Raw genomic sequence first — 26,810 nt, 5'->3', positions numbered from 1 at the left:
GGTGAGACGGGCGAGTCAACGCCGGATACAAGGAGCGTGTTGGGTTGAGTGAATGGGTACCGGTTGATCCGGGCGATTGGTATCTCGATGGGCGGATCGCGAAACTTCTGCGTCCCGTGGAGGGGTTGCCCCAGCGAGTGATGATCCTGAGTAGTCAAGTGGACGAAGCGGGATCGGTAGAGGTCTGTCCACTGGGCGAGAGCCTCCCGACGCTTTGGGTGCCAGTAGCCGACTTGGCGGTGCCAGTCAGGGCGCTACCGCCGGAGACGGAGGCGGTGTCGGCGCGCCAGTTCTGGCAGTCGGTTAGCGGCTTTTGGCGATATCAGCGGTTATTGCATTCAGGGAAGCCAGATTTGTGGCATGAGGACCGGCAAGGTTCCAGGAGGACATGGAAGTGGGTGCAGTACCGGACAGGATTTCGGGAGGTAGCGAAGAGACCGGTACCGCAGGTGGATTATCCGTTCTGCGACGGGTTTGAGCGGATCTCGACGCAGCACTGGCTGTCATGGAAGCAGGCGAATGCGATCACGATGTTCTCCTTGGACTATGTGCGCGCGTTGGTGCCGATGTTGGCGGGGCTGGGGCTAGAGCCAACCGATACGTGGGTGCACCAGTCCTGGAGAGAAGGCGCACTGTGGCCTAACTTTCGCGCATCGTTCATGGACCCCCACGGGGAAAGAAATGCCACGGCCTTGGTGACTGAGCTGCGGATGAAGCCTGACGGGCGGATCAACTCGGGCAAATTCAAGAACTTGGTGGCTGATTTTTCGGCATCGATGGTCAGGGACGGAATCTGGTCCTCCAAGAGTGGATCGGACTGGACAGTGCCCTGCGGGCCACTGGGCTGGACAGTCGCGATGCGCGACCCAAGCAATTGGCAGAGTGGGCCAGCTAATGATGGCCAGCAGCCAATGACGCTCAGGATCGAGTCCGCCATGTACTACGAGGACTACGGCGCTATAGACATCCCGCGGCGTCTTGGTACGGGGAATTGGCCCCTTAATCCGGCAGACGAGTGGGGTACAAGAATTTATCCAGGCCCATTCGTCGAACCCGAGAAGGACGACGTGCCGGCCTCGTTCACAAAGAGTTTCGCAGTCATTCGGGAGTGGGGCAGGTTCCTGGGATTCACGGTCGGCGAACCTCACGCGGCTTGGCATCAGGAGTCCGGGGGGGATTTGACATGGCAGCGCTACATTCTTACGGCACCGGTCACCTTGACAGAGGACATCACAGAGATCGCACGACGTGCGAAGCCACACCCTTATTCTGCGGTGACTCCCCTGTACCTTGACCGAGCACGCGATACACCCATTGATTTCCGATTCGGCGGCCACCGGAGTGGGATTTATGGCGGTGAGACGCCGACCCTAAAAATAGAAAGCTGCGCCTACAACAACAAGAAACTCCAAGGCGCTACTTCATGACCATAACCATCCCGGGCTGGCTGGAGCCGTTCGCCTATTTGGCCTCCGGTGGGATGGAATTTCCCGATGGCGATGAAGACGCCATGCAGCGGTTGGCAGACTCGTGGCGAAAAGGGGCTGACCAATTAGTCGAACTTTTTCCAGAACTCAACCGAACCCGTGAAGAAGTCAAGAACTCGATCATGGGGATGTCCGCCGAAGCGATCGACAAGACGTTCAAAGAGTGGTTCGAGGGCGACCTCGCGTTCGACAAACTCGCAGGTGCTATGGATGGGTTGGCGCAGCTATCTGATAACCATGCGATGGCACTGCAATATACGAAACTTATCATCATTACCTCCATGGCGATCGCCGCCGTAGAAATACTGTGGGCGCTTGCCTGGGCGGTGGCTACTTTTGGCGCGTCACTCGGCGCTATTCCAGTTATTGAGGCGCTGACGATAGCGGCCATTCGCAAGTTCTTTACCGAGTTACTCAAGCAGATCGTTGAGCATCTAGCGAAGGCGATGACAAAGACTGCGATAAAGCAGGCCGTCAAAAAATTCGGTCAAGGTGTTGCCACACAGCAGGTTAGGAACCAAGTCGCAAAGCAAGTCGGAAAGAGAATCGCGATCGGCGTAGCTATTGATAGCGGGCTCGGCATTGGTCAAGAAGCGGGTGTACAAGCATTCCAGATCCTCGATGGAACGCGTAAAGAATTGGACGGTCGCCAGCTGGCAGCGACCTCTGCCGCCTCTGTAGCTGGCGCAGTGGTGGGCGCGGGCACAGGTCTGGGTGCCAGCAGGCTCTTGGGCGGAGGGCGGACCTTACAGGGCACTGTCGGTCGGGCCGCGATTTCCGGATTTGCGGCAGGGTCGGCCGGTGCCGCAGCCGGGATGGTCGCAACGGCTCCCTTTTATGGAGGAAAGGTCGACTTCTCGGTTGCCGCTGTACTTACCGGCGGTGGAATGGGCGGGATTACCGGCGCTGCCCACGGTGTGGGCGGACATTTTGAAGGAATGCGCGCGCCCGTCGGGGCGCCCGAGACCACTCCGGGCACAGGCACTCCCGGGCAAAACGCCAATCTAGGAACACAGAGCACACAACACGGTTCGACGTCGGTAACTGAAGGAAACAGCCATACGCAAAATGGGCAGACCAGCGCCACAGCGCTGCAATCGAATCCCGCCACACCCGGACAATCCACCCCACCCGCGGCATCCTCGACGCCTTCGCCTACCACACCAGCTACGACCGGGACGCGCAGCACATCGGCTGCGGGCCCCACCAGCACTACTCCCCCGACAACGCCGGCCAACACCCCTTCGTCAGCTTCTTCCTCCTCGGGCACTTCAAGTTCAGGGACACACCCGCCGGGCACACCGGCCGCCCGAGTCAGTGACAGCGCCGCCAGTCCGGCCGCACGCGCGGAGGCCGGAGGGCAGCAGATTCGTGCTGAGAGCGGTCCTGTCGACACGAGCACGGCGAAAGACTCAGAGGGGCAACGAAATAATCACGGTAGCGAGAATGACCGGATTGGTCGCTCACCGGATAATCCCGACGCCAGTCCTCGGCCTGCAGACGATCCAGACGGCGAGAAGAACAGCTCCCGTGACCGGTCAGATTCGGATCGAGCCGACGTGCCGGATCGCGACAAGACCGGCAAGGAAGATGGCCATCACCCCCGGCCCGAGGAGCAGCTGCGCACCCCGGAGAAGGTGGCGGAAGACTTGGCGAACCTCCGCACAGATCCCGATGACGGAGATACTGGCGCGGTCAATGAGAAGGCTCGATCGGTCCGTGATGAGTTGGCCGAGCTGTCCCGCGAAGAGCGCTCCGCACTAATTGCCAACGAAACCCAAGAGGGCCGCCAAACGACACTGGGCGACCTCGATGGATTCACAGGCCGCGAGCGCGATGTGCTGAACCGACACAACCATGTCGAGGACATGGTGCGTCTACATCCCAATGAGGCGGATGTCATCCGTGATTTCGCCCGGAAGATGGACGAACATCTGGCAGATCCAGGTAACAAGCCCATGCCGGACCGTGATCGCTTGCCGAGCACCGAAATGAGCAAGCTCCAAAAGGTCATCGAAAATGTCTGGAATCCATCGAGAGACACCGCCTTCGAGCGCAACGTGCACGCGGTCTGGAATGAGCTTTACGGCGGTAACCTAGAGCAATCGAGAACAATCGCCGATCCAAAAACACCGGTCCGGCAGCTGTACTCATACGACCCGAGGGCATTCAACGGGGATGGCCGCGTTGTGGTGTCGATTGGTGACCTCGACAAAGCGCGGGCAATCGCCGTCAACACCCCCGGCATCACCACCACTATGCGGTCACTGGAGACCAACCTCAACAATGCCGAGAACCTGCACTTGCGTGCACGGCAAGAGAACCCAGATCTCGCGACGGCTTCACTCGTATGGATTGGATACAACGCGCCGTCGGGAAGCCCGTTGCACTTGGGCAGGCAGACCGTCACGGCGCGTTTCGCGGAGGCCGGAGGCAACAGGCTGGCGCACGATGTCGCCGGTTTAGCGGGTAGCCGTACAGACAATCCTGAGATCCACTTGTTCGGTCATTCATATGGATCGAGCACGACTGCCTACGCCGGGACCGGTGGACGATTGGGCCCTTACGTCAGCTCAGTGACATTGCTCGGTTCTCCGGGAGCAGGACCTCTGACACACGCCTCACAATTCGGTTCTGACGGTCATAACGTCAAGGTCTATGTGGCCTCAAACAGCCACGATCCGGTAACTTGGGTGGGCGGCACCGGCGACGGCACCTTCAACAGAATCACAGGCAAGCTGGGCTTGTCCGGCAACCATCTTGGGCTGGGGATGGACCCAGCCATGCACGAGTTCGGCGCCACGCGCATCACCGCTGAGTACGGTGATCCGAAACTTTCCAAAGGTCTTGGTGCGCACACGAATTACTACTCATCCGAGGACGCTGGGGGGCTGCTGCGCGACAATCCCCATACGCGCGTTACCGAGTCGCTGGACAATTTCAGTCACATCCTCAGCGGCAACCCCGACCGGGTCAATCTGGAGATCGTGCACCGCGATCCCGACGTGCCCTTCACCGATATCTCCAAGTACCGGGACGCCGAGCCCGCTACCGGCTACCCCGGCCCCAACGAGTGCGGCCGCCAAAACATCGAAGGCTTCCGCGAACGGCACCCCGAGTCGCCAGTTCAGCAGATCGACCGTGAGCACGGCGGCGCTGGCATTACCCGGTCGGAGTATGAGGCAGCACTTAGAACCACCCTGCGCGACGGCACCACTCAGGACATACTCAACGCAGTAAATCGCGGCGAATTGGTTGTTGTGGTGGACACCTATGGAGTTGACCACGCCACCCAGGGCCAGCCGGGTTCACACACCTACACCGTGGAACCCAACGCAGATAATCCCGCCAGACCGTTGGTGTATGACGGCGCAGGCGAGCCGTACCCGTGGCCTCCTGCCGGGCTCGACCGCGTGCAATCAACCCAGATTGCAACCTTTGACACGAATGGTCGACCACTCCACCCGCCGACCGATCCGGTCAACACCACATCGGGACGACCGGAACATATTTCAGGAAAGCTTGGTCTGCCCGACTATCCAGAAGGAAGCCTGTCAAACCGGGAGACTCGGACCACATACCTAACCGGCGAGCAGAACATGCACGCCATCAACGACGATCTTGTTTCGCAGGGCACCGAGCCCGAACCGCGAGCACGCGTGATGTCCGAGCTACGCAACGAGATCCGTGGCTGGGCACGCGAACTCATGGCCAATCAAGATGCCGCTGCTGGACTGAATCGCACCGACGCCAATCTCACCTACGAGAATCTGATGGCCAAATATCAGGCCAAGGGGCTTTCCGGTGACGACATCCATCGCGCTATCGCTGAAGCCTCTACCCGCAGCCGGCCCGGGGTAAATCGCGACTTGGGTATCGACCCACGCAATCCTGGACTCGTGCCGCCGCCGGACACCCACGATCGCATCGGACGCTCAGCGGTTGAACCTAAAGACGGGTTCCAGTACCCGGAAACCAACGAGATACCCAATGTCGGACAAGATAATCCGCTGCATATCAAGAACCTGGATGCCGGCGAAGAGATTCCTCACGTCGACAAGATGAACGAGCCGGAAACCAGGTATCCCAGGATCGACGAGATCCCTGACTCCGGCCGAAGGAACGTGCAGGAGAACGACTACCCGAATCTCGATCAAGATCCACAGGGCCAGAATGGTCTTCGCGGCATGCCGCCGGAGATCGATCACACTCAAATCACCGAGACCGATCTCAACCGGCCGGCGGACATAAGAACCGACGACAATCCCGCGGATATCGCGCAGACCCGCCCCGCCGAGGTCGATCTCAACCGGCCGGCGGACTTTCAGGGCGACCGTGCCGCCGAGTTTGGTAACGACCCCAGGAACACTGAGACCAACTCAGGTGAACATAACCAACCCACACCCATCCGGAGCACGGACGCGACAAACCAGAGTCACGAACAGCGGGCAACCGAGCCCCGGGAGAATGCGGATCAGCCCCAACAGCCCGGAGCAGACGGGGCGTCCCCCCAAAAGCGTTCGCCGGAGGAAGTCCTAGAGGACGCCCGTCGTCAACACCGCGAGGAATGCGATCAACGGGATTGGGACGCAAAAGAGCGAAACCTTCAACAGATAGCCGACGATCTAGGAGTATCTGTCGACGACTTACCACGCACCGCCGAGTACACCATCGACTCCGGTGGTTACACTCGAAATCTCGATCCGCAGTATGCAGACGAAATCAATCGACAGCGTGAACTACAGGAACACGGCATGGACACCCAAACTGTCCAGCAAACTCTCGATAATATGGAGACTAATGAGCGTAAGAAATCCACAGATCTCCGTAATAGACTGAGGGAAGAACTTCGAGAGATTTCGTATGACAACCTTCGCGCCGAAGGCTACAGCCCCGAAGATGCCGATACATACGCCGGGGTATACGCCTTAGAGCAATTCCCCGAAGGCTCCGGCACAATACCCCAACAGATTCTCCATAACCAGGATCTGAACATGGGCGGCCGAGAGGATTTCTACACATACGGAGACGGTGCGGTAAACAATGCATTTGGTAAAATGTCTAAGGCGGAACGGGAGAATTTCAAGGCATGGCTCAAAACGCAACCCCCAAATTCAATAGTGGACGTGCGTCTAATATAGGAGAAATCTGATGCCCGATGAAGACTTTCATTACTTCCTCAAAAAATTCCCGCAATCGTTCGTCGGCCAGCCCTGCACAACAGCACATGAAATTGAGTACGCATCTCTATTGCCCGAGTCTCTCCTTTCGTACTGGCAAGAATTTGGGTTCAGCGGATTTGGCCAGGGTCTCGTCTGGCTAGTCGACCCTCTGGAATGGCAGAATTCCAGCCTGCTGCTGTTAGACGGCATCCGACATCCGCAATTATCGGACCAAGACATTTATATACCCGTTGTTAGAAGTGCTTTCGGGCATACGTGGTTTTGGACACCCGGCTTTGGGATATCTCTCATAATTAACCCAGCCCTTGGAACTATTTTCTTTCGCGCGCGGCGACTAGTCTCCTCTGACCCGAACCGGATGATTAAATCTTTCTTCGGTTCCGCGCAAAAGAAAGATTTTGAGATAACCGACCAGTACGGTACCGGGATGTTTGACGGCGCCGTAGAACGGCTTGGGCAGACCGACTCTGGAGAAATATACGGATTTGTACCAGCCCTAGCCTACGGCGGCGCAGCAAAAGTTGAAAACTTGTCTATTTTCCCGATCTATCCACACTTGGTGATCCTGCGCGAAGCCGCTGGTAACAATTGGAGCCGATTATGATATCGGCAGAGGCGCGCTCATCCTGATGTCCCGCTAAGTCCCAAGAGATCTGAGTAGGACGCGCAACGACGCCGATGCTCCAAGTCGGTTGGTCCTATCCAATCACAAGCGCCAGCCACCATCCGCTGACTACTTTTCGGCGTTCTCGCGCTGAATCTCCAATGCGATATCGATGAGCTGGTCCTCCTGCCCACCAATGAGCTTTCGCTCACCGGCGCGGTGCAGCAGCTGGTGTGCGGGCACCCCGTAACGCTCACCCTGCCGGATGGCGTGCTTGAGGAAGCTGGAGTACACACCGCTGTAGCCCATGATCAGCGCATTGCGATCCAGCAGGCACTCGGCCGGCATCGCAGGTGCGACCACCTCTTCGGCGGCGTCCGCGATATCGAAGAAGTCGATGCCCGTCTTCACGCCGATCTTGTCGAAGACACCGATCAGCGCCTCCACCGGAGCATTACCGGCACCAGCACCGAATCGCCTTGTGCTGCCGTCGATCTGCTTGGCACCGGCACGCACCGCCTCGATGGAGTTGGCCACGCCGAGTCCGAGGTTCTCGTGCCCATGAAAACCAACTTGAGCATCCGACCCCAATTCTGCCACCACCGCGGCCACCCGGTCGGCGACACCGTCGAGCACCAATGCGCCCGCGGAGTCCACTACATACACACACTGACATCCGGCGTCTGCCATGATCCGGGCCTGCTTCGCCAGCTTCTCCGGCGAGATGGTGTGCGACATCATCAGGAAGCCAACGGTTTCCAGCCCGCGCTCACGCGCCAGCCCGAAATGCTGAAGCGACACGTCAGCCTCGGTGCAGTGAGTGGCGATACGGCAGATGGAGCCGCCGTTGCCCTGCGCCTCGATGATGTCTTCCTTGGTACCTACGCCCGGCAGCATCAGGAAGGCGATCTTGGCGTTCGTCGCGGTCTCCGCGGCGAGCTTGATCAGTTCCTGCTCAGGGGTTTTGGAGAACCCGTAGTTGAATGACGATCCACCAAGACCGTCACCGTGGGTCACCTCGATGACCGGCACACCGGCACCGTCGAGGGCGGCCACGATCGCGCGCACCTCATCGGCGGTGAACTGGTGACGCTTGTGGTGCGACCCGTCGCGCAATGACGTATCGGTGATCCGCACATCCCACGCGGCGTCGAAGAAGACGCCGTCGGTGCCCAAGAGCTGAGTGCTGGTGTCCGAACCCATGTTACGAAACCTTCGCTGATAGAAGTTCTTTGGCGATTTCCTCGCCGACCTTGGTCGCGGCCGCGGTCATGATGTCCAGGTTTCCGGCATACGGCGGCAAGAAGTCTCCCGCACCCTCGACCTCCACGAAAGTGGTGACGACGTGGTTACCCCCATTGACCACAGACGGCTCATCGAACTGCGGCTCGTTGAGTAGCCGGTATCCGGGCACGTACTGCTGCACCTGGCTCACCACGTCGTGAATCGACGCGGCGATCGCATCGCGATCCGCATCCTCCGGGATGGCACAGAAAATGGTGTCGCGCATGATCATCGGCGGGTCGGCCGGGTTGAGGATGATGATCGCCTTGCCGCGCTTGGCACCGCCGATCACTTCCACACCCTTGGATGTGGTCTTGGTGAATTCGTCGATGTTGGCACGTGTACCCGGACCCGCCGAGACCGACGCAACCGACGCCACGATTTCCGCGTAGGCCACCTCCACCACGCGGGAGACCGCGTACACGATGGGGATTGTCGCCTGGCCACCGCAGGTGATCATGTTGACATTGGGAGCATCGAGGTGCGCACGCAGATTCGCGGGCGGTACCACGGCCGGCCCGACCGCGGCCGGAGTCAGGTCAATCGCCCGGATACCGGCTTCCTCGTAGCGCGGCGCGGCGGCCTTGTGCACGTACGCGGATGTCGCCTCGAACACCAAGTCGGGCTTCTCATCCTGCGCCAGCAGCCAGTCCACGCCCTCATGCGAGGTTTCCAGCCCGAAGCCGCGGGCACGCTTGAGGCCCTCGGACTCGGGGTCGATGCCGATCATCCACCGCGGTTCCAGCCACTCAGACCGCTGCAATTTGTACAGCAGGTCGGTACTGATGTTTCCCGAACCGACGATCGCTACAGATGCCTTGCTACCCATACGTTCTCCTCTACCTCGGCTATTCAAAAGCCAGTCGGACCGAACCAAGTCCGGCGAACTCAGCCAAAAATTCGTCCCCCGGATGCGCATCGAATGCCCGCGTGCACGAACCCGGCAGCACCACGTCACCGGCGCGCAGGCGCACCCCGAACGAAGCCACCTTGCGCGCCAGCCACGCCACCGATGTCACCGGGTTACCCAGCACCGCATCGCTTCTGCCTTCAGCCAATTTCTCGCCGTTGCAGGTCAGCACCGCGTCGATCGACTTGATGTCGATGTCCTTCGGCGAAACACGTTGCTTACCAATGACAAAACCGGCTGAGGATGCGTTATCGGCGATGGTGTCGCAGATTTTGATCTGCCAGTTGGTGATCCGGCTGTCCACCACCTCGATGGACGGCACGTATGCGGCTGTCGCCGCCAGCACGTCATCCTCGGTGCAGTCCTCACCCGGCAGGTCGGCGGCCAGGATGAATCCGACCTCCACCTCGACCCGCGGGAACAAGAACTTGGACGCGGAGGCCGCGACGTCCTCGAACAGCTCCATATCGGCCAGCAGGTGCCCATAGTCCGGCTCGTGGACACCCATCATCTTCTGCATCGCTTCGGACGATAGGCCCACCTTGTGCCCGACGACCTTGGCTCCGTCCGCTAGGCGGGAGCGAATGTTCATCAGCTGGATCTCATAGGCGTCGACCACACCGAAATCCGGATACGTGTCGGTGGGCGGCGCGATGGCCACCCGGGTGCGCTCGGCCGCTGCCAAATCGGCGGCGATGGCCTCACGAACTTCGGAACTAAGCATCTATGTGTCTCCCAGTCTCAGTCCCGGCCCGCCGTCCGGAGAAGACGCAGTCGGCCAGGGACAATCCGCTCACATACGAATTGGAGCAGATACCCACCGCCGCACGTCCGGCGGCATAGAGCCCGGGGATCGCCGCGCCCGATGTGGTCTGCACGGCACCAGTCTCCTCGTCCACCACCAGCCCGCCAAGGGTCAGCATCGGACACGGATTGAGCATGTTGGTCTTGATGGACACGTTGAACAGATAGAACGGCCCTTCGGCGACGGGAACCCGAATATCGTCCGGCTTGCCGAGGGGGTCAGGGGTGCCGTCGGCGATGGCCCGATTATGTTCGGACACGGTGCGCGCCAATCCTTCCGGATCGATGCCGGCCTTGGCAGCCAGTTCTTCGATGGACCCGGCCTTCCTGCGCCCCACATTCAGGAACGCTTCGGCCTGGATCCGCTGAAACCACAGGGTCTGCGACCCCAACTGCTGACGGGCCCGCTTCACCAGCGCCTTGTCGGCAACCAGATAGCCCACCCCTCCTGCCGTGCGCACGATCTCCTTACCCAATGCGGCGCCATATCGGGACTCGTCAATCATCCTCTGCCCCTTGGCATCCACCAACAGCGAGCCGAGGAAGGCCGCGGGCGGCACGATGAACCGCCAGGCCGAGATCTCGTCGAGATGCCCGGTGGCCGCGTTCAACGGCTCCGCGAGCGTCAAGGCGGTCCCGTCGTCACCGGCGGTGCCGAGTTGCAACCCGTCCCGATAGGCGGGGGCATGACGCTCGATGAGTTCGCGGTTCGCGATGAACCCACCCGAAGACAGGATCACCCCGTCATTCGCCCGGATCTCGAAGGGCTTGGCGAACCGGCGCTCCAGCGCGTACGCCGGTCCTTCCAGCACCTTTCGCATCGGCGGGTAGTAGATGCCCGGCTTGGTCGCGTACCGCGTGAACAACGAGTACGCCCGCCGCACCCAGCCCGGCGCGTCCTTCAGCGTCACGCCGCGCACTCCCACGACACGACCGTCCTCCACGATCAGGCCGGTGGCCCGGGTCTGCCGCCAGACATCGGCACCCAAACGCTCCGCGGAGGCCGCCAACGGTGCGAACAGCGCCTTACCGGACACGCCCCGGCCAAAGGCCCGATGTCCGCGTTGACGGGGCGGGGTGACGGCTCGCGCCATCCCGGAGGATTCGCTGCCGGAAAAGTAGAGGTAGTAGTCGTTGGTGGGGTACGAAGTCTTAAACGGAGCCAGCGAACCTTCGAACGGCACTCCGTAACCTTGGAGCCAATCCAGAGTGTCCGCGCTACCGTCGACGAATCTCTGCAGCGTCTCGGGCTTCACCGCGTCTCCGACTTCAAGCTGCAGGTACTCCATCATCAGCTCCGGGGTGTCCTCGACACCGGCATCACGCTGAATATTGGTGCCACCTCCGGCGTAGTAAATGCCCCCTGAAATGGCCGAAGCCCCGCCGCCGTCGAACCGTTCCAGGATCGTCACCGATGCGCCGCGTTCCAGGGCGGCCAGTGCGGCGGCCGCCCCCGCGACCCCGTACCCGACGATGACGACATCCGAGGAAGGCACCGCGGGCACCTCGACATCACCCGGCACTGGGCCTCCCTCACCGTCATTTAGCCAAAACAGCAACAAGTTTCTGTTTTCACCGCAACATCAAAGTGTCGAGACGGTGAAACCACAGGCCAGCGCCGGTAGCGCCGGGCCGCCTCAATTCTATAACGTGTTCTACATGACTGAGCAGGAGTACGACGTCGTCGTCGTCGGGAGTGGTGGCGCCGGCATGGTTGCGGCGCTCACCGCGGCACACAACGGGCTGAGCACCGTACTGATCGAGAAGGCCCCCCACTTCGGCGGATCGACCGCCCGTTCCGGTGGCGGCGTCTGGATCCCCAACAACCAGGTGCTCAAGAAGGCCCGCCAGAGCGACACCCCCGAGGCGGCCCGCGAGTACCTCTACACCATCATCGGCGATGTCGTCCCCCGCGAGAAGATCGACACCTACCTCGATCGCGGCCCGGAGATGCTCTCCTTCGTGTTGGCCAACTCTCCGCTCAAGCTCGACTGGGTGCCCAACTACTCCGACTACTACCCCGAGGCCCCCGGCGGGCGTTCGACTGGCCGCTCGGTGGAACCCAAGCCTTTCGATGCCAAGAAGCTTGGCGACGAGCTGCCCAACCTGGAGCCTCCCTACGGCAAGGTCCCGTTGAATGTCGTCGTACGCCAGCAGGATTACGTGCGGCTGAACCAGCTCAAGCGCCATCCCCGTGGTGTGCTGCGCAGCCTGCGCGTGGGCGTGCGCACCTTCTGGGCGCAGGGCACCGGCAAGAAACTCGTCGGCATGGGACGGGCCCTTTCGGCCGCGTTGCGCATCGGCCTGCGTGACGCCGGTGTTCCGGTCAAGCTCAACACCGCTTTGACCGATCTCTACCTCGAGAACGGCACGGTCAAAGGCGTCTACGTGCGTGAGAGCGGTTCTTCGGAGGCTTCCGAGCCGACGGTCATCAGGGCACGCAAGGGCGTCATCCTGGCCTCCGGTGGGTTCGAGCACAACGAGCAGATGCGCGTGAAGTACCAGCGCGCCCCCATCACCACCGAGTGGACGGTCGGTGCCAAGGCCAACACCGGCGACGGCATCCTGGCAGCAGAAAAGCTCGGCGCCGCGCTGGAGTTCATGGAGGACTCGTGGTGGGGCCCAACGGTTCCGCTGGTCGGCAGGCCGTGGTTCGCGCTGTCCGAGCGCAACTCCCCCGGGTCCATCATCGTCAACGCATCCGGTAAGCGGTTCATGAACGAGTCGCTGCCCTATGTCGAGGCCACCCACCGCATGTATGGCGGCGAGTACGGCCAGGGCGCGGGACCCGGCGAGAACCTGCCCGCATGGCTGGTCTTCGACCAGGAGTACCGCAACCGGTACATCTTCGCCGGATTGCAGCCGGGACAAAAGATTCCGAGCAAGTGGATCGAATCCGGCGTGATCGTCAAGGCCGACAGCATCGAAGAGCTCGCGGCGAAGGCCAACCTGCCCGTCGAGGAGTTCAAGGCGACCGTCGACCGGTTCAACGGCTTCGCCCGCAGCGGTACCGACGAGGACTTCGGCCGCGGTAAGAGCGCCTACGACCGCTATTACGGAGACCCGACGAACAAGCCGAACCCAAATCTGGGTGAACTCAAGAAGGGGCCCTTCTACGCGGCCAAGATGGTGCCCGGCGACCTGGGTACCAAGGGTGGCGTGCGCACCGACGTCCAGGGCCGGGTGCTGCGCGATGACAACAGCATCATCGAAGGCCTTTACGCCGCAGGCAATGTCAGCACCCCGGTGATGGGTCACACCTACGCCGGCCCCGGCGCCACCATTGGCCCGGCCATGACATGGGGCTACCTCGCGGCGCTCGATATCGCCGGGAAGTAGGGTCAGCTCATGCCTATCAACGTCGATATCGCTCTGGGCGCTGCTGTCGAGCCCGCAGAATTCTCGTGGACCGCATCCGATGTGCAGCTGTATCACCTGGCCATCGGTGCGGGCGCCGACCCGGTGAGCGAGACCGAGCTGCGCTACCTGCAGGACAAGACTCCGCAGGTGCTGCCGACGTTCGCGACCGTGGCCTCGGGCTTCCACGCGGTGGAGCCACCCAAGGTGTCATTCCCGGGTATCGAGATCGACCTGGCCAAGATCCTGCACGGCACCGAGCAGGTGACTGCGCATCGTCCCTTGCCGCCCGCGGGTTCGGCCCGCTCCGAGGGCAAGGTCGTGGAGATCTGGGATAAGGGCAAGGCAGCCGTCATCGTCACGGAGACAACGACTTCCGATGACCAGGGACCGCTCTGGACGATCCGCCGGTCGATCTTCGCACGTGGCGAGGGTGGCTTCGGCGGCGAGAGAGGGCCCTCCGCCGCAGGCGGCACTCCCGACCGCACGCCCGACATTGAGGTCTCGACGCACATCCTGCCGCAGCAGGCGCTGCTGTACCGGCTCTGCGGTGACCGCAACCCGCTGCATTCCGACCCTGCCTTCGCGGCGGCGGCCGGATTCCCCCGCCCGATCCTGCACGGGCTGTGCAGCTACGGCGTGGTGTGCAAGGCGGCGGTTGACTCCGCACTCGACGGGGATGCCTCGCGGGTGACGTCGTATGCCGCGAAGTTCGCGGGTGTGGTGTTCCCGGGCGAGACCCTCAAGACCCGCATCTGGAAGGAAGACGGCAAGCTGCTGATCTCGGCTGTCGTGGCCGAACGTGAGGATGCCGCCGCGCTCGCAGACGTGGAGCTCACCTACACCTAGTCCGGCGCGCTAGTACCAACGTATTCCGCGGTAGCGGTACACCCCCAGGGCCAGCGCGGTGCCCATGCTCCAGACGGCGACACCCAAGCCGAGTTCCAGTAGGGATCGTTCGGTGAGCGGCATGGAGTGGAAAACGTTGCGCCCGAAGATGGCTCGAGGGATACCTCCAACCGGCGCAACGAGGTAGTAGACGCCGTACGGTACAGCTAGATAAAAGAGCCATCGCGCCGTGGCTGGAACGTCCCCTCGTTGCCGCCACCGCTCGCGCAACGGGCGCGTCACCATCGGCAGCAGTACCGAGACCAGATTGCCCAGACCAAGCCAGCTGACGATGTACGCCCACATCGGGCACGGTGATCGCGGTTTGGGTTGCCTGCTGCCGGTGGATGGTCAAGAAAGCCGTCAGGATGAGCGTCGGCAGCCCGGCGACAAGAAACAGCGCGATGTTCTTGACCAGCAAGACGTACAGAAGCGATCGATGTCCCCGCAGCACGTGCCTGACTCGATCGGCATCCAGACCCAGCATGTTGGTCACCGACACATCGGCGAAGATGAACATCGCGAAGTACAGGCCGATCAGCAGCGCCCAGTCGCGTTTGCGCCCATGTTGGGCGATCGGCTGCCAGATGATCAGATAGGCGATTGCCAGGCCGAGGTTCAGACCCAATCCCTCGAGCCACCGACGCGGCGGCCGGAAGGTCTCGACGACATCCTTGCGCAGGCGGGTCAATGCGCCTGTCGCAGTGGCGGCCTTTGATTGAGTCACTGGGCAAGCATCGCCGCGGTTTCTGTCAGAAAGCTGTGACTGCGATACGGTCTCGTCTCGGTCACAGTTCAACCGAACCACATGTCGGGTTCTCAAATCCCAGGTTCGGGGCCTACCTTTCCGGCGTGCAGACCACCCCGTGCGGTCCCGCCAAGCGGTCCCGCTGCCTCTCGCGACGCGACGTCCTCAAGTACGCCTCGAGCGTGCCCGTCCTACTCAGCATGCCGGCCGTGCTGTCCACCACGGCCCTGGCCCACGCGGAATCTCCCATCGCGGGAAAGATCGTCTTCCTCGACCCCGGGCACAACGGCGCCAACGACCGCTCAATCACCCGGCAGGTCAGTGACGGCCGGGGACGCACCAAGGACTGCCAGACCAGCGGCACCGCAACCGATTCAGGTTTTCCAGAACATACCTTCAACTGGAATGTGGTGTTGCACATCCGGCAGGCCCTCACCGTGGCCGGTGTTCGCACCGCATTGTCTCGTGGCAATGACAACGCGCTCGGGCCGTGCATCGACGAGCGCGCTGCCACCGGAAACTCGTTCAGGCCCAACGCCATCGTCAGCATTCACGCCGATGGCGGCCCCCGGGATGGCCGGGGATTCCACGTCAACTACTCGAACCCACCGATCAATGAAGCGCAAGGAGGTCCCTCGCTGCGCTTGGCCAGCACCATGCGCGACCAGCTCAAGGCCTCGGGATTCCAGCCGTCGACCTACCGCGGAAACGATGGTCTGTATGGACGTTCCGACCTGGCCGGGCTGAACCTGGCTCAGTACCCGGCGATCCTCATCGAGTGCGGGAACATGAAGAACAGCGACGACGCCGCGATGCTGTCCAGCGCGGACGGCCAGGCGCGGCTGGCAGCGGCTATCGCGCAAGGCATCGCCAGGTTTCTGAGCTGAGCCGGCTATCCCAGAATGAGGCCGGACGTCGGCACACCGGTGCCCGCTGTGACGAGCACGTGCTCGACATCGGGCACCTGGTTCACCGAGGTTCCTCGCAGCTGACGCACGCCCTCGGCGATACCGTTCATACCGTGGATGTAGGCCTCGCCGAGCTGACCACCGTGTGTGTTGATCGGCAGCTTTCCGCCCAGCTCGATGGCGCCGTTGGCGATGAAGTCCTTGGCCTCGCCCGTGCCGCAGAAGCCGAGTTCTTCGAGCTGCAACAAGGTGTACGGCGTGAAGTGGTCATACAGGATCGCGGTCTGAATATCGTTGGGCGTCAAGCCGGACTGGTCCCAGAGCTGCCGACCGACGAGTCCCATCTCGGGTAATCCCAACTCGTCCCGGTAGTACGAGTACATGGTGAACTGGTCGTCGCCGGACCCCTGCGCGGCCGCCTCGATGACCACCGGCCGGTTCTTGAGATCCTTGGCCCTCTCCGGTGTCGTCACGACGATCGCCACCCCACCATCGCTCTCCTGGCAACAGTCCAGCAGTCGCACCGGATCGGCGATCATCCGCGAATTCTGGTGGTCCTCAATGGTGATCGGCTTGCCATAGAAGAATGCCTTCGGATTGGTGGCCGCATGCTTACGGTCGGCCACCGACACCGCACCGAAATCGGCACTCGTGGCACCGTATTCGTGCATGTACCGGCGAGCGATCATCGCCACCGAGGCGGCCGGCGTACTCAGCCCGTGCGGGTACGACCAGCTGTACTCAACGCCCCGCGAGTCGGCGGTCGAACTCAGTCCCGTCATCACCTGACCGAACCTGAACTCCGAGCGCTCATTAAAGGCCCGGTACGCAACGACCACCTCTGCGACACCGGCAGCGACCGCCAATGCGGCCTGCTGCACCGTCGCCGCAGCCGCGCCACCGCCATAACCGATCTGGCTGAAGAACTTCAGCTCGCCGATGCCCGTCGAACGCGCGACCGCGGTCTCCAGGTTCGAGTCCATGGTGAAAGTCACCAAACCGTCGACTTCGTCGGGAGACAAACCGGCATCCGTCAACGCATCGAGCACCGCCTCGGCCGCCAACCTCAACTCGGATCGGCCCGACTTCTTCGAAAAGTCGGTGGCACCGATACCGGCAATAGCGGCCTTACCCGACAAGCTCACGCGCTTGCTCCGATCGTCAGCTTGACCTTGGCGGTGACATGCGCACCCAGGCTGTTGTTGCCCACCACATCCACTTCCACGACACCGTCATCGACGGCGGTCACCTCGCCGGAGAACACCGTGGTGTCGTAGGCGTACCACGGCACACCCAAACGCAACGAAATCGATTTCACCCGAGCCGAAGGTCCGGCCCAGTCGGTGACGAATCGCTCGACCAGACCGGTGTCGGACAGGATGTTGATGAAGATGTCCTTGGACCCCTTCGCCTGCGCCAGGTCACGGTCATGATGCACGTCCTGGAAGTCACGTGTGGCCAGCGCGGTCGACACGATGAACGTCGGAGTGCCCTCAAGTTTCAGCTCGGGCAGCTTCTCGCCAACGGTGGTCACTTTGCCTCCCAGGCATACAGAGTCCATGCCGGGCTCTCCCCCTCGGCGGGGAAGTCCAGATATGTCACCTGAACCGGCAACCCGATCTGAACATCGTCGGGCGATACCCCTCGAAGCTCGCCCAGCATCCGAACACCCTCGTCAAGCTCCACCAGCGCGATCACGAAAGGCAGTGTGCGACCAGGCACCTGAGGGGCGTGATGCACCACGTAGCTGAACACCGTGCCATGCCCACTGGACACCTGATACTCGATCGGAGCGTCCTTGTCCTGCCACACAGCGGGTACGGGCGGATGCTGCAACGACCCATCGGGCCGCTTCTGCAACCGCAGTTCATGGGCCGCGACACCCTCCCAGAAGTACGCGCTATCCCTCGACCAGGACGGACGCATCAGCTTCGAAGGATCGAGATCATCCGGCACCTCGGCCGACTTCTTAGCGCCCGGCCGGAACTTCATGATGCGCCAGTTCATTTCATTGACGAGCTCATCGCCCACATGCCATTCGGCGTGGATGTTGATGAACCAGCTCTCGCCGAGCGCGGTCTGCTTCGGCCCGAAGACCTCGGTCACCTCATTGGTGGTGGTGACCTGCTCGCCCAGCCGCAGGTAGCGGTGATAGATCTGCTCGTAGTTGGTGGCGACCACCGACTGGTAACCCGCCGAATCGAGCAGCTCCATCACCCGGCCCAGCGGGTCGTCTCCCGAGCGCTCGCCGTACAACCCGGCCATGGTCCACACCTGCGCCATCGCGGGCGGCGCGACGACACCGGGATGCCCGGCGGCCTTCGCGGCGTCCTCGTCGACGTAGATCGGGTTGCGGTCCCCCATCGCCTCAACCCAGTTGTTGATCATGGCCTGGTTCACCGGATCGCGCGCCAGACGGGGGGCGCTGGGTCCGGCGGCCTTGATCTCGGCGAAGCCGTCCTGAATATCCACGACGCTCATGATTGTCCGTTCTTCGCGCAAGCCTTCATCACCGCGGCACCCTGGGAGTACCCAGACCAGCCGTCGCGACCATCTCGCGCATCACCTCGTTCACGCCGCCACCGAACGTGATCACCAGGTGGCGCTTGGTCTGGGCGTCCAGCCATTCAAGGGTCTCGGCAGTGTTCGCGTCGGCGGGGTCTCCATAGCGCCCCACGACACCCTCACTCAACCGGCCGAGCTTCTGAATCCATTCAGTGGCAAGGATCTTTGTTGCGGCAGCATCGGCCATGCTGATGTCATCACCCGACGAGGCCACCTGCCAGTTGAGCAGCTCGTTGAGGCGCCACACAGCCTTCATCTCGCCCAGAACCCGGCGCACATCCTCATGCGCCAGCGGCGCCACACCGTCGTGTCCCGGCTTGGCCGCCCATTCGTAGACGCGGTCGTACATACCCGCGATCCGGCCGGACGGTCCGAGCGAAACCCGCTCATGGTTCAGCTGAGTGGTGATGAGCTTCCATCCCAAGTTCTCTTCACCTACCAGCATGTCCACCGGAACCCGCACGTCCGAGTAGTAGGTGGCGTTGGTGTGGTGCGCACCATCGTTGGTGATGATCGGGGTCCATGAGTAGCCCGGATCCTTGGTATCGACGATGAGAATCGAGATTCCCTTGTGCTTGGGCGCATCCGAGTCTGTCCTGCAGGCCAACCAGATGTACTGGGCCTGGTGGGCACCGGTGGTGAAGATCTTCTGCCCGTTGACGATGTAGTGATCGCCATCGCGTACCGCGGTGGTACGCAACGACGCCAAGTCTGTCCCGGCTTCCGGTTCGGTATATCCGATGGCGAAATGTATTTCACCCGCGAGGATTCCGGGCAGAAACTTCTTCTTCTGCACCTCGGTCCCGTACTTCTGCAGAGTAGGACCGACGGTTTGCAGCGTCACCAACGGCATCGGCACGTCGGCCCGCATGACCTCGTTCATGAAGATCTGCTGCTCCAGCGGACCGAATCCGTGCCCGCCGTACTCCTTAGGCCAGCCCACACCGAGCCAGCCATCCTGCCCCATCCGCCGCACCACCGCCTCATAGGACGAGCCGTGGCGGTCGACCATCATCTCGCGCGTCTCATCGGCAGTAACCAGATTCGAAAAGTACTGTCGCAGATCGCTTTGCAACTTCGCCTGTTCCGGCGTGAGATCTATCAGCATCACTGGCTCCTAAACCTGGGCCGCAGCGAGAACGTCGAGGCGCTCGGAGGACCCACCCACCAGACGACTCAGGTCCTTGATGGTCGAGTAGTAGCGGTTCATCGGGTAGGTGATGTCGACGCCCAGACCACCATGTAGGTGATGACAGATCTGCATGACTCGCTGCGCTTCCGCGGCCATCCAGAACGCCACGACGTCAAGATCCTCCGTCGCGTCAAGCCCGGCAGAGAGACGCCATACCGCAGACGTGACACCGAGATTCAGCGTGCGCGAGACCACATACACGTCTGCCAGCTGCTGCGAAACCGCTTGGAAGGTAGCCAGTGGCTTGCCGAACTGCACCCGGTTGGACACGTGATCGGCGGTCAGGCGCAGGGCGCCCGAGACCAATCCGTCCGCATAGGAACCGACCGCCGCCAAGGCAAGCTCGTTCACACGCTCAACAGACCCGCCCAACACATCCGAATCGGGTACTGAGGCATCGGCGAAGGTCACCGCGTATTCGGCGGCTTTACTGGCCGTCGGCGTCCGGGTGATCGTCACTCCCGGGGTGTTGGGTGCCACCACAACGACGCCGTTGTCGGTGGTGACAAGTATCCAATTTGCCTCGGCCGCATGTAGAACGCCGATCTTGCGACCGTTCAACACCAACGAGGAACCGTCGTGCACGGCGGAAACCGAGGGCGACGAAGGCAGCGCGGACCCTGGCTCATCAAGGGCCGCGGTGAGGATCGAGCCGGAACCGACGCCGTCGAGGAATCTGTCCTGTTGCTCGACAGATGCCAGCTCCACCAGGGGAACCACGCCGAATCCGAGCGTGGCCAGCGCCGGCGTCAATGCGCCATGCTTTCCGAGCACGCGCAACGCCACCGACACTTCGGCCAGGCCCAGTCCGTCGCCGCCCAGCCGTTCAGGCAGCGCAAGACTCAGGACCCCATTGGCGGCCAGCGACTGCCACAACCCGTCGTCATATCCAACCTCGGGCACCACACCGATGAACTCCCGATCGGCAAGCACCGCTTCGACCACGTCGGAGACAGCCTGCTGCTCCTCCGCGAAAGCGAAATCCATAGCGTGCGTTTCCTTTTGAATGGCTAGTGCAGAACCGGGCAACCGCTGGCGCCGTTGAAATCAACCTGCCAGTGCTTGATGCCGTTGAGCCAGCCGGACTGCAGTCGCTTCGGGTCGCCGGCCGGAGCCAGGTTGGGCATGTGGTCGGCGATGGCGTTGAACATCAGGTTGATGGTCAGCCGCGCCAAGTTCGCGCCGATGCAGAAATGCGCACCGCTGCCACCGAATCCCATGTGCGGATTCGGGTTACGCATGACATTGAAGCTGAACGGATCGTCGAAGACTTCTTCATCGAAGTTGGCCGAGCGGTACATCATCACCACCCGCTGGCCCTTCTTGATCTTCACACCACCAAGCTCGGTGTCCTCCAGCGCAGTCCGCTGGAAAGACGTCACCGGTGTTGCCCAACGGACAATCTCATCGGCCGCCGTCTCCGGACGCTCCTTCTTGTACAACTCCCACTGCTCCGGAAACTGCGTGAAGGCCATCATGCCCTGGGTGATCGAGTTGCGTGAGGTCTCGTTGCCGGCCACCGCGAGCATGATCACGAAGAAGCCGAACTCGTCATCGGAGAGCTTGCCCTCGCCCTCAACCTCGGCGTTGATAAGGGTGGTCACGATGTCCTCGCCGGGATTCTCGGACTTCTGCTTCGCCATCTCCATCGAGTAGGCGAGGATCTCCATCGACGATGCCGCCGGGTCGATGTGGGAGAACTCGGGGTCGTCGTACGAGGTCATCTCGTTCGACCAGTTAAAGAGCTTGCCCCGGTCCTCGATGGGCACCCCGAGCAGACCCGCGATGGCCTGCAACGGCAGCTCGCAGGACACCTGCTCCACGAAGTCACCCGAGCCGGTCGCGGCGGCGGCCTTCGCGATCTGCTGAGCGCGCTCGTTCAGCTCGTCGCGCAGCCGGCCGATCGCCCGGGGCGTGAAACCGCGGGAGATGATCTTGCGCAGCCGGGTGTGATGCGGGGCGTCCATGTTGAGCATCACGTAACGCTGCAGCTCGATGGCCTCGCGGGTGATGTCATCCTGAAACCGCGGGATGGCGGTGTTTTCCCAGCTGGAGAAGACATCGCTGCGCAGCGACACCTCCTTGACGTCCTTGTGCTTGGAGACGACCCAATACCCGCCGTCATTGAAGCCGCCGACGCCGTCGGGCTGCTCCTGCCACCAAATCGGAGCCGTCTTCCGTAGCTCCTTGAGCTCCTCGATCGGGAGCCGTTCTGCGTAGATCTCCGGGTCGGTGAAGTCGAAACCGGCGGGAAGGCTGGGGTGCACCACGTTGAACTCCTATGGCCTTTCAGGGCGTCATTCAGGGACGATCTTGTTAGAGCATCTAGTGAGAGCTTAGTGAGATACGACACTCTCTAACCCCATTGAAGCACACGATCAGCGCAGACAAAACGTGGTGGATGGGGGGAGAACACGTTCTCATTGCTTCCAGACTGGAACGTGTTCTACCGTGAAGTCAACGTTCAGAGCGCAAAGGAGCAGCTCCATGGGTAATCCGGTCATCGTCGAAGCGACGCGCAGCGCCATCGGCAAACGTGGTGGATGGCTCGCGGGCCTGCATCCGGCCGAGCTGCTCGGCAGCATCCAGAAGTCGGTGATCACCCGCGTGGGTCTGGATCCGAACGAAGTCGAGCAGGTCATCGGCGGCTGTGTCACCCAGTTCGGTGAGCAGGGCGGCCACATCACTCGGCAGGCATGGCTGCACGCGGGGCTGCCCGAAGCCGCCGGTGCCACCACCATCGACTGCCAGTGCGGCAGCGCGCAGCAGGCCAATCACCTCATCGCCGGCCTGATCTACTCCGGTGCCATCGACACCGGCATCGCCTGCGGTATCGAATCGATGAGCCGCGTGCCACTGGGCGCCAACGTCGGCGGCACCGGCATCCCCCGCCCCGCCTCCTGGGATATCGACATGCCCAATCAGTTCGAGGCAGCAGAGCGGATTGCCAAGCGCCGCGGGATCACCCGCGCCGATGTCGACGGGCTCGGAGTGCGCTCGCAGGCACTGGCCAAGCAGGCATGGGCCGAAGGACGATTCGATCGCGAGATCACCGCGCTTGATGCGCCGCAGGTGGACAAGGAAGGCAACCCCACCGGTGAGACCCTGACGGTCAGCCGCGACCAGGGCCTGCGCGACACCACCCTGGAATCTCTGGGCAACCTCAAACCCGTTATGCCGGAGGGTATTCACACAGCCGGTACGTCCTCGCAGATTTCCGACGGTGCGGCTGCGGTATTGCTCATGGACGAGGACAAGGCCCGCTCACTGGGCCTGACGCCGCGCGCCCGCATCGTGTCGCAGGCGCTCGTCGGTGCCGAGCCCTACTACCACCTGGACGGCCCGGTGCAGTCGACGCAGCGCGTGCTGGACCGCGCGGGCATGAAGATCGGCGATATCGACGTCGTCGAAATCAACGAGGCTTTCGCCTCGGTGGTGCTTTCTTGGGCCGCGGTGCACAAGCCGGACTTCGACCGGGTCAACGTCAACGGCGGCGCCATCGCGCTGGGGCACCCCGTCGGCAGCACCGGCAGCCGCCTGATCACCACGGCACTGCACGAGCTGGAACGTACCGACAAGTCAACGGCTTTGATCACCATGTGTGCTGGTGGCGCGCTGTCCACCGGCACCATCATCGAGCGGATCTAGTACCTGCGCGAAGGCCCCCGGCACCTCGGTGTCCGGGGGCCTTTTCGTCAGCTGGCCCGCCCGAACCCGGCCGGGCAGAAGTCAACCTCCCAGTGCTTGACCCCGTTCAGCCATCCGGATCGCAGCCTGTCCGGCTCGCCCGCCGACGCGAGGTCCGGCAGGTGATCGGCGATGGCGTTGAACATCAGGTTAATGGTCATGCGGGCCAGGTTGGATCCGACGCAATGGTGTTCGCCATTTCCACCAAATCCCACATGCGGGTTGGGGTTACGCATGATGTCGAAGGTAAACGGATTCTCGAAGACTTCTTCATCGAAGTTGGCCGAGCGGTACATCATCACCACCCGCTGGCCCTTCTTGATCTTCACACCACCAAGCTCGGTGTCCTCCAGCGCAGTCCGCTGGAAAGACGTCACCGGTGTTGCCCAACGGACAATCTCATCGGCCGCCGTCTCCGGACGCTCCTTCTTGTACAACTCCCACTGTTCCGGAAACTGCGTGAAGGCATGCATTCCATGAGTGATGGAGTTGCGGGTCGTCTCATTGCCGGCCACCGCCAAAAGCATGACGAAGAAACCGAACTCGTCATCGGAAAGCTTCTGCCCATCGATATCGGCATTCACCAGGTCGGTACAGATATCCGGGCCGGGCTCCGCGGTCTTGCGTGCCGCGACCTGCATGGCATACATCAACAGCTCGGCGCTGGCGATCGCGCTGTCATCCTCGCCATCGTCGGAACCCACCAGCCTGTTGGACCAGTCGAACAGCTGCTCGCGTTCCTCGAGCGGAGTGCCCAACAAACCGGCGATGGCCTGCAACGGAAGCTCGCAAGCCACTTGTTCCACAAAGTCGCCGTGCTGCAGTCGGGCCGCCGATTTCGCGATGCCCTGCGCGCGGTCATTGAGGTCATCGCGGAGCCGGTTCACCGCGCGCGGCGTGAACCCCCGGCTGATGATGTGCCGCAACCTGCTGTGCCGCGGTGGGTCCATGTTCAGCATGATCAAGCGGGTCGCGTCGATGCGCTCACGCGGCGTGGTGGACAGATAGCGCGGTATCGCGGTGTTCTGCTCGCTGGAGAATACGTCGCACCGAAGTGAGATCTCTTTGACGTCTTTATGTTTGGACACCACCCAGAAACCGTCATCATCGAATCCGCCGACCCCACGCTCGGTGTGATTCCACCAGATCGGTTCGGTATGCCGCAGTTCGGCGAGCTCGACCTCTGGGATTCCGTGCACAAAAAGATCGGGATCGGTGAAGTCGATACCATCCGGCAAGTGGGGATGTTGGGCCTGTACCACGCTGTACCTCCCGACCTGTGATGCATTTCACTAATGGCTCTAGTGGCAGTGAAGCACAGAAATCGACCCCGGGACAAGGGTGCGTCGAGGAAAAACCCCAGATCTAGAACGCGTTCTAGGTGCGTGACAGCTTCGGCACGAAGATCGCCCGGATGTGGTGGATCCGCGGATCAGTAGCCGGAATCTTGAACGTCTCGTCCACTTTTGCCACGACGCGCCATCCGGCGACCTTTGCCTTGGTCTCGATGACAAAACTCGCGATGACGTTGTCACCTTCGACACGAAACTGCCGATTGGACGCGGCAGCAATCAGCCGGAACTGCGGTCCGTTATTCAGGCTGCGCCGCAAGTGATCTCCAGAAAAGCCGGTCTTGACACCCTGCTCGATCCGCACACATTCCGGGGCGAACGGCACCGCGTCTGCCTCATGGGTGACGAGGGCTTCGATGTAGGCATTCGCGGCGGCAATACGTACTTCGTCGGAGGCTCCAGGTGTTGACACCCTCGTAGCATAGGGCCATGTCTGATGGTCTTGCCGCGAGCGGCTCCTCCGCGAATGCACCCGCCCAGTTGAACTCGGAGTTGGCCGGAAAGCTGATCAAGTGGATGACCACCGCCAATGTCTGGCTGTATCAGCGGACTGACGGCCGCCTGGGCGGAAAGTGGCGTGTGGGTGCGGCTTTCCCCTGGGGCATACCGGTACTGCTGATCACCACCATCGGCCGCAAGACCGGGCAGAAGCGGCTGAGCGCGCTGCTTTACTTACCCGACGGCGACAAGATCGTCCTGGTGGCGTCGCAGGGCGGACGCGACGCCAATCCGGCGTGGTACCTCAATCTGAAGGCGAATTCTGAAGTCACCGTTCAGATAAAGGGCGACATCAGAACCATGACGGCTCGCACCGCGACCGACGAGGAACGCGCGTACTACTGGCCCAAGCTGGTCGAGCTCTACGCCGACTTCGCTAAGTACCAGTCGTACACGACCCGCAAGATTCCCGTCGTCATCCTGGAGCCCTAACCCTGTGAGCCGTAGACCGGAACCGGCGTACGAGCCTTATCGAGCAGGTCGGTGACCACGGGACCCAATTCACTTGGGTCCCAACGCGCACCCTTGTCCACCTGCGGACCGTGCGCCCATCCCTCGGCGACGCGGATGATGCCGGCTTCGACCTCGAACACCTTTCCGGTGACCGCGCGCGACTCCGGGCTGCCCAGCCACACCACCAGCGGCGAGACGTTCTCCGGAGCCATCGCGTCGAATGCACCGTCCTCGGGCTTGGCCATGGTCTCTGCGAACACTGCCTCGGTCATCCGGGTACGCGCGGCCGGAGCGATGGCGTTGACAGTGATGCCATAGCGGCCCATCTCGGCAGCAGCCTGCAGCGTCAAGGTGGCGATACCGGCCTTGGCGGCGGCGTAATTCCCTTGCCCGACACTGCCTTGCAGCCCGGCGGCGGAGCTGGTGTTGATGATGCGGGCATCCACCGCATTGCCGGCCTTGAACTCGTCACGCCAGTACGCGGCGGCATGACGCAGCGGCGCGAAGTGCCCCTTGAGGTGCACACGAATGACCGCGTCCCACTCCTCCTCGCTCATGTTGGCGAGCATCCGGTCGCGCAGAAATCCGGCGTTGTTGACCAGAACATCGAGGCGGCCAAAGGAATTGACGGCGGTGTCGATCAGGTTCTTGGCACCGTTCCAGTCGGCGACATCATCACCATTGGTGACGGCTTCGCCACCGGCAGCCTTGATCTCCTCGACCACTTCCTGAGCGGGGCTGGTGCCAGCCGATCCATCCAGGCCCACACCGATGTCATTGACGACCACCCGGGCGCCTTCGGCCGCGAACGCCAGCGCGTGCGCACGTCCGATGCCCCGGCCTGCACCGGTAATGATGACGACCCGACCGTCGAGCAAACCTGGCATGTT

23 protein-coding genes are annotated in these 26,810 nt (G+C 62.1%); 9 read left to right on the top strand and 14 right to left on the bottom strand.

Annotated elements, in window-relative coordinates; translation table 11 throughout:
• Positions 1 to 449 precede the first annotated feature (449 nt).
• From RHO23_RS24045 to RHO23_RS24035, 3 genes are read left to right on the top strand one after another with little or no spacing between them, the layout of a single operon-like run.
• The gene (locus RHO23_RS24045; RefSeq protein WP_123771703.1) at positions 450 to 1,427 is read left to right on the top strand and encodes a hypothetical protein; all 978 of its coding nucleotides are present in this window, start codon (positions 450 to 452) and stop codon (positions 1,425 to 1,427) included.
• Complete coding sequence (locus tag RHO23_RS24040; protein WP_423488426.1) at positions 1,424 to 6,628, top strand: alpha/beta hydrolase; 5,205 nt, start codon at positions 1,424 to 1,426, stop codon at positions 6,626 to 6,628. The genes RHO23_RS24045 and RHO23_RS24040 overlap by 4 nt, the downstream gene beginning before the upstream one ends.
• A gap of 10 nt (positions 6,629 to 6,638) precedes the next feature.
• Complete coding sequence (locus tag RHO23_RS24035; protein WP_070941893.1) at positions 6,639 to 7,274, top strand: GAD-like domain-containing protein; 636 nt, start codon at positions 6,639 to 6,641, stop codon at positions 7,272 to 7,274.
• Between the two features lie 129 nt (positions 7,275 to 7,403).
• On the opposite strand, the gene dmpG is transcribed toward RHO23_RS24035, so the two are convergent.
• The 4 genes from dmpG to RHO23_RS24015 are packed head-to-tail and all read right to left on the bottom strand — an operon-like array spanning position 7,404 to position 11,834.
• The gene (dmpG, locus tag RHO23_RS24030) at positions 7,404 to 8,477 is read right to left on the bottom strand and encodes a 4-hydroxy-2-oxovalerate aldolase (protein WP_109535868.1); all 1,074 of its coding nucleotides are present in this window, start codon (positions 8,475 to 8,477) and stop codon (positions 7,404 to 7,406) included.
• Between the two features lies 1 nt (position 8,478).
• Positions 8,479 to 9,387: an acetaldehyde dehydrogenase (acetylating) gene (locus tag RHO23_RS24025; protein WP_064407743.1), complete on the bottom strand. Its 909-nt coding sequence runs from the start codon at positions 9,385 to 9,387 to the stop codon at positions 8,479 to 8,481.
• A 19-nt stretch (positions 9,388 to 9,406) separates the two neighbouring features.
• A complete protein-coding gene (locus RHO23_RS24020; RefSeq protein WP_030095730.1) occupies positions 9,407 to 10,192 on the bottom strand; it encodes a 2-keto-4-pentenoate hydratase in 786 nt (261 codons plus the stop codon).
• Complete coding sequence (locus RHO23_RS24015) at positions 10,185 to 11,834, bottom strand: FAD-binding protein (RefSeq protein ID WP_081349433.1); 1,650 nt, start codon at positions 11,832 to 11,834, stop codon at positions 10,185 to 10,187. Before RHO23_RS24015 ends, RHO23_RS24020 begins: the two co-directional genes overlap by 8 nt.
• Positions 11,835 to 11,922: 88 nt before the next feature.
• Between RHO23_RS24015 and kstD the strand changes: the two genes are divergently transcribed.
• Both kstD and RHO23_RS24005 read left to right on the top strand, forming a co-directional pair.
• A complete protein-coding gene (kstD, locus tag RHO23_RS24010) occupies positions 11,923 to 13,611 on the top strand; it encodes a 3-oxosteroid 1-dehydrogenase (protein WP_064407741.1) in 1,689 nt (562 codons plus the stop codon).
• Positions 13,612 to 13,620: 9 nt separating this feature from the next.
• A complete protein-coding gene (locus RHO23_RS24005) occupies positions 13,621 to 14,478 on the top strand; it encodes a MaoC/PaaZ C-terminal domain-containing protein (RefSeq protein ID WP_057965251.1) in 858 nt (285 codons plus the stop codon).
• 9 nt (positions 14,479 to 14,487) lie between these two features.
• Here the strand turns inward: RHO23_RS24005 and RHO23_RS24000 are convergent, their stop codons facing one another.
• Positions 14,488 to 14,823, bottom strand: a complete 336-nt coding sequence (locus RHO23_RS24000; RefSeq protein WP_064407739.1) for a hypothetical protein — start codon at positions 14,821 to 14,823, stop codon at positions 14,488 to 14,490.
• On the opposite strand from RHO23_RS24000, the gene RHO23_RS23995 reads away from it, so the two are divergent.
• Positions 14,810 to 15,235, top strand: a complete 426-nt coding sequence (locus RHO23_RS23995; protein ID WP_123771702.1) for a hypothetical protein — start codon at positions 14,810 to 14,812, stop codon at positions 15,233 to 15,235. The two genes, RHO23_RS24000 and RHO23_RS23995, sit on opposite strands and share 14 nt — an antisense overlap.
• A 230-nt stretch (positions 15,236 to 15,465) precedes the next feature.
• Complete coding sequence (locus RHO23_RS23990; protein WP_030095735.1) at positions 15,466 to 16,152, top strand: Rv3717 family N-acetylmuramoyl-L-alanine amidase; 687 nt, start codon at positions 15,466 to 15,468, stop codon at positions 16,150 to 16,152.
• A 5-nt stretch (positions 16,153 to 16,157) separates the two neighbouring features.
• Here RHO23_RS23990 and RHO23_RS23985 read toward each other — a convergent pair whose 3' ends face one another.
• From RHO23_RS23985 to RHO23_RS23960, 6 genes are read right to left on the bottom strand one after another with little or no spacing between them, the layout of a single operon-like run.
• A complete protein-coding gene (locus RHO23_RS23985; protein WP_423489289.1) occupies positions 16,158 to 17,312 on the bottom strand; it encodes a lipid-transfer protein in 1,155 nt (384 codons plus the stop codon).
• Positions 17,313 to 17,314: 2 nt separating this feature from the next.
• Complete coding sequence (locus RHO23_RS23980; protein WP_057965253.1) at positions 17,315 to 17,734, bottom strand: MaoC family dehydratase; 420 nt, start codon at positions 17,732 to 17,734, stop codon at positions 17,315 to 17,317.
• The gene (locus RHO23_RS23975; protein ID WP_057967089.1) at positions 17,704 to 18,654 is read right to left on the bottom strand and encodes a bifunctional MaoC family dehydratase N-terminal/OB-fold nucleic acid binding domain-containing protein; all 951 of its coding nucleotides are present in this window, start codon (positions 18,652 to 18,654) and stop codon (positions 17,704 to 17,706) included. The genes RHO23_RS23980 and RHO23_RS23975 overlap by 31 nt, the downstream gene beginning before the upstream one ends.
• A 28-nt stretch (positions 18,655 to 18,682) precedes the next feature.
• Complete coding sequence (gene fadE29, locus RHO23_RS23970; protein ID WP_030095739.1) at positions 18,683 to 19,846, bottom strand: acyl-CoA dehydrogenase FadE29; 1,164 nt, start codon at positions 19,844 to 19,846, stop codon at positions 18,683 to 18,685.
• A 9-nt stretch (positions 19,847 to 19,855) separates the two neighbouring features.
• Positions 19,856 to 20,917, bottom strand: coding sequence for an acyl-CoA dehydrogenase family protein (locus tag RHO23_RS23965; RefSeq protein ID WP_070941892.1), 1,062 nt, complete (start codon positions 20,915 to 20,917; stop codon positions 19,856 to 19,858).
• Between the two features lie 23 nt (positions 20,918 to 20,940).
• On the bottom strand, positions 20,941 to 22,200 hold the full coding sequence (locus RHO23_RS23960) for a cytochrome P450 (RefSeq protein WP_057967092.1): 1,260 nt from the start codon (positions 22,198 to 22,200) through the stop codon (positions 20,941 to 20,943).
• Positions 22,201 to 22,417: 217 nt separating this feature from the next.
• On the opposite strand from RHO23_RS23960, the gene RHO23_RS23955 reads away from it, so the two are divergent.
• Positions 22,418 to 23,578, top strand: coding sequence for a steroid 3-ketoacyl-CoA thiolase (locus RHO23_RS23955; RefSeq protein WP_057967093.1), 1,161 nt, complete (start codon positions 22,418 to 22,420; stop codon positions 23,576 to 23,578).
• A gap of 47 nt (positions 23,579 to 23,625) precedes the next feature.
• Here RHO23_RS23955 and RHO23_RS23950 read toward each other — a convergent pair whose 3' ends face one another.
• Complete coding sequence (locus RHO23_RS23950) at positions 23,626 to 24,879, bottom strand: cytochrome P450 (protein ID WP_070941891.1); 1,254 nt, start codon at positions 24,877 to 24,879, stop codon at positions 23,626 to 23,628.
• 115 nt (positions 24,880 to 24,994) lie between these two features.
• Positions 24,995 to 25,381, bottom strand: a complete 387-nt coding sequence (locus tag RHO23_RS23945) for a hypothetical protein (RefSeq protein ID WP_057967095.1) — start codon at positions 25,379 to 25,381, stop codon at positions 24,995 to 24,997.
• A 17-nt stretch (positions 25,382 to 25,398) separates the two neighbouring features.
• On the opposite strand from RHO23_RS23945, the gene RHO23_RS23940 reads away from it, so the two are divergent.
• Positions 25,399 to 25,899, top strand: a complete 501-nt coding sequence (locus RHO23_RS23940; RefSeq protein ID WP_030095745.1) for a nitroreductase family deazaflavin-dependent oxidoreductase — start codon at positions 25,399 to 25,401, stop codon at positions 25,897 to 25,899.
• On the opposite strand, the gene RHO23_RS23935 is transcribed toward RHO23_RS23940, so the two are convergent.
• Positions 25,896 to 26,807, bottom strand: a complete 912-nt coding sequence (locus RHO23_RS23935; protein ID WP_046252447.1) for an SDR family oxidoreductase — start codon at positions 26,805 to 26,807, stop codon at positions 25,896 to 25,898. The two genes, RHO23_RS23940 and RHO23_RS23935, sit on opposite strands and share 4 nt — an antisense overlap.
• Between the last annotated feature and the right edge of the window lie 3 nt (positions 26,808 to 26,810).

The sequence above is a fragment of the Mycobacteroides sp. PCS013 genome (assembly GCF_049532645.1).
Taxonomy (GTDB): Bacteria; Actinomycetota; Actinomycetes; order Mycobacteriales; family Mycobacteriaceae; genus Mycobacterium; species Mycobacterium gwanakae.
This window is presented reverse-complemented; position numbering and strand designations above follow the sequence as displayed.

Coding starts and splice junctions, on each gene's coding strand:
- fadE29 (WP_030095739.1), bottom strand. CDS start 19,846: ATGCTGATAGATCTCACGCCGGAACAGGCGAAGTTGCAAAGCGATCTG.
- RHO23_RS24035 (WP_070941893.1), top strand. CDS start 6,639: ATGCCCGATGAAGACTTTCATTACTTCCTCAAAAAATTCCCGCAATCG.
- RHO23_RS23935 (WP_046252447.1), bottom strand. CDS start 26,807: ATGCCAGGTTTGCTCGACGGTCGGGTCGTCATCATTACCGGTGCAGGC.
- RHO23_RS23975 (WP_057967089.1), bottom strand. CDS start 18,654: ATGAGCGTCGTGGATATTCAGGACGGCTTCGCCGAGATCAAGGCCGCC.
- RHO23_RS23965 (WP_070941892.1), bottom strand. CDS start 20,917: ATGGATTTCGCTTTCGCGGAGGAGCAGCAGGCTGTCTCCGACGTGGTC.
- dmpG (WP_109535868.1), bottom strand. CDS start 8,477: ATGGGTTCGGACACCAGCACTCAGCTCTTGGGCACCGACGGCGTCTTC.
- RHO23_RS23995 (WP_123771702.1), top strand. CDS start 14,810: ATGTACGCCCACATCGGGCACGGTGATCGCGGTTTGGGTTGCCTGCTG.
- RHO23_RS24025 (WP_064407743.1), bottom strand. CDS start 9,387: ATGGGTAGCAAGGCATCTGTAGCGATCGTCGGTTCGGGAAACATCAGT.
- RHO23_RS23940 (WP_030095745.1), top strand. CDS start 25,399: ATGTCTGATGGTCTTGCCGCGAGCGGCTCCTCCGCGAATGCACCCGCC.
- RHO23_RS23980 (WP_057965253.1), bottom strand. CDS start 17,734: ATGGACTCTGTATGCCTGGGAGGCAAAGTGACCACCGTTGGCGAGAAG.
- RHO23_RS24000 (WP_064407739.1), bottom strand. CDS start 14,823: ATGTGGGCGTACATCGTCAGCTGGCTTGGTCTGGGCAATCTGGTCTCG.
- RHO23_RS24005 (WP_057965251.1), top strand. CDS start 13,621: ATGCCTATCAACGTCGATATCGCTCTGGGCGCTGCTGTCGAGCCCGCA.
- RHO23_RS24040 (WP_423488426.1), top strand. CDS start 1,424: ATGACCATAACCATCCCGGGCTGGCTGGAGCCGTTCGCCTATTTGGCC.
- RHO23_RS24020 (WP_030095730.1), bottom strand. CDS start 10,192: ATGCTTAGTTCCGAAGTTCGTGAGGCCATCGCCGCCGATTTGGCAGCG.
- RHO23_RS23955 (WP_057967093.1), top strand. CDS start 22,418: ATGGGTAATCCGGTCATCGTCGAAGCGACGCGCAGCGCCATCGGCAAA.
- RHO23_RS23990 (WP_030095735.1), top strand. CDS start 15,466: ATGCCGGCCGTGCTGTCCACCACGGCCCTGGCCCACGCGGAATCTCCC.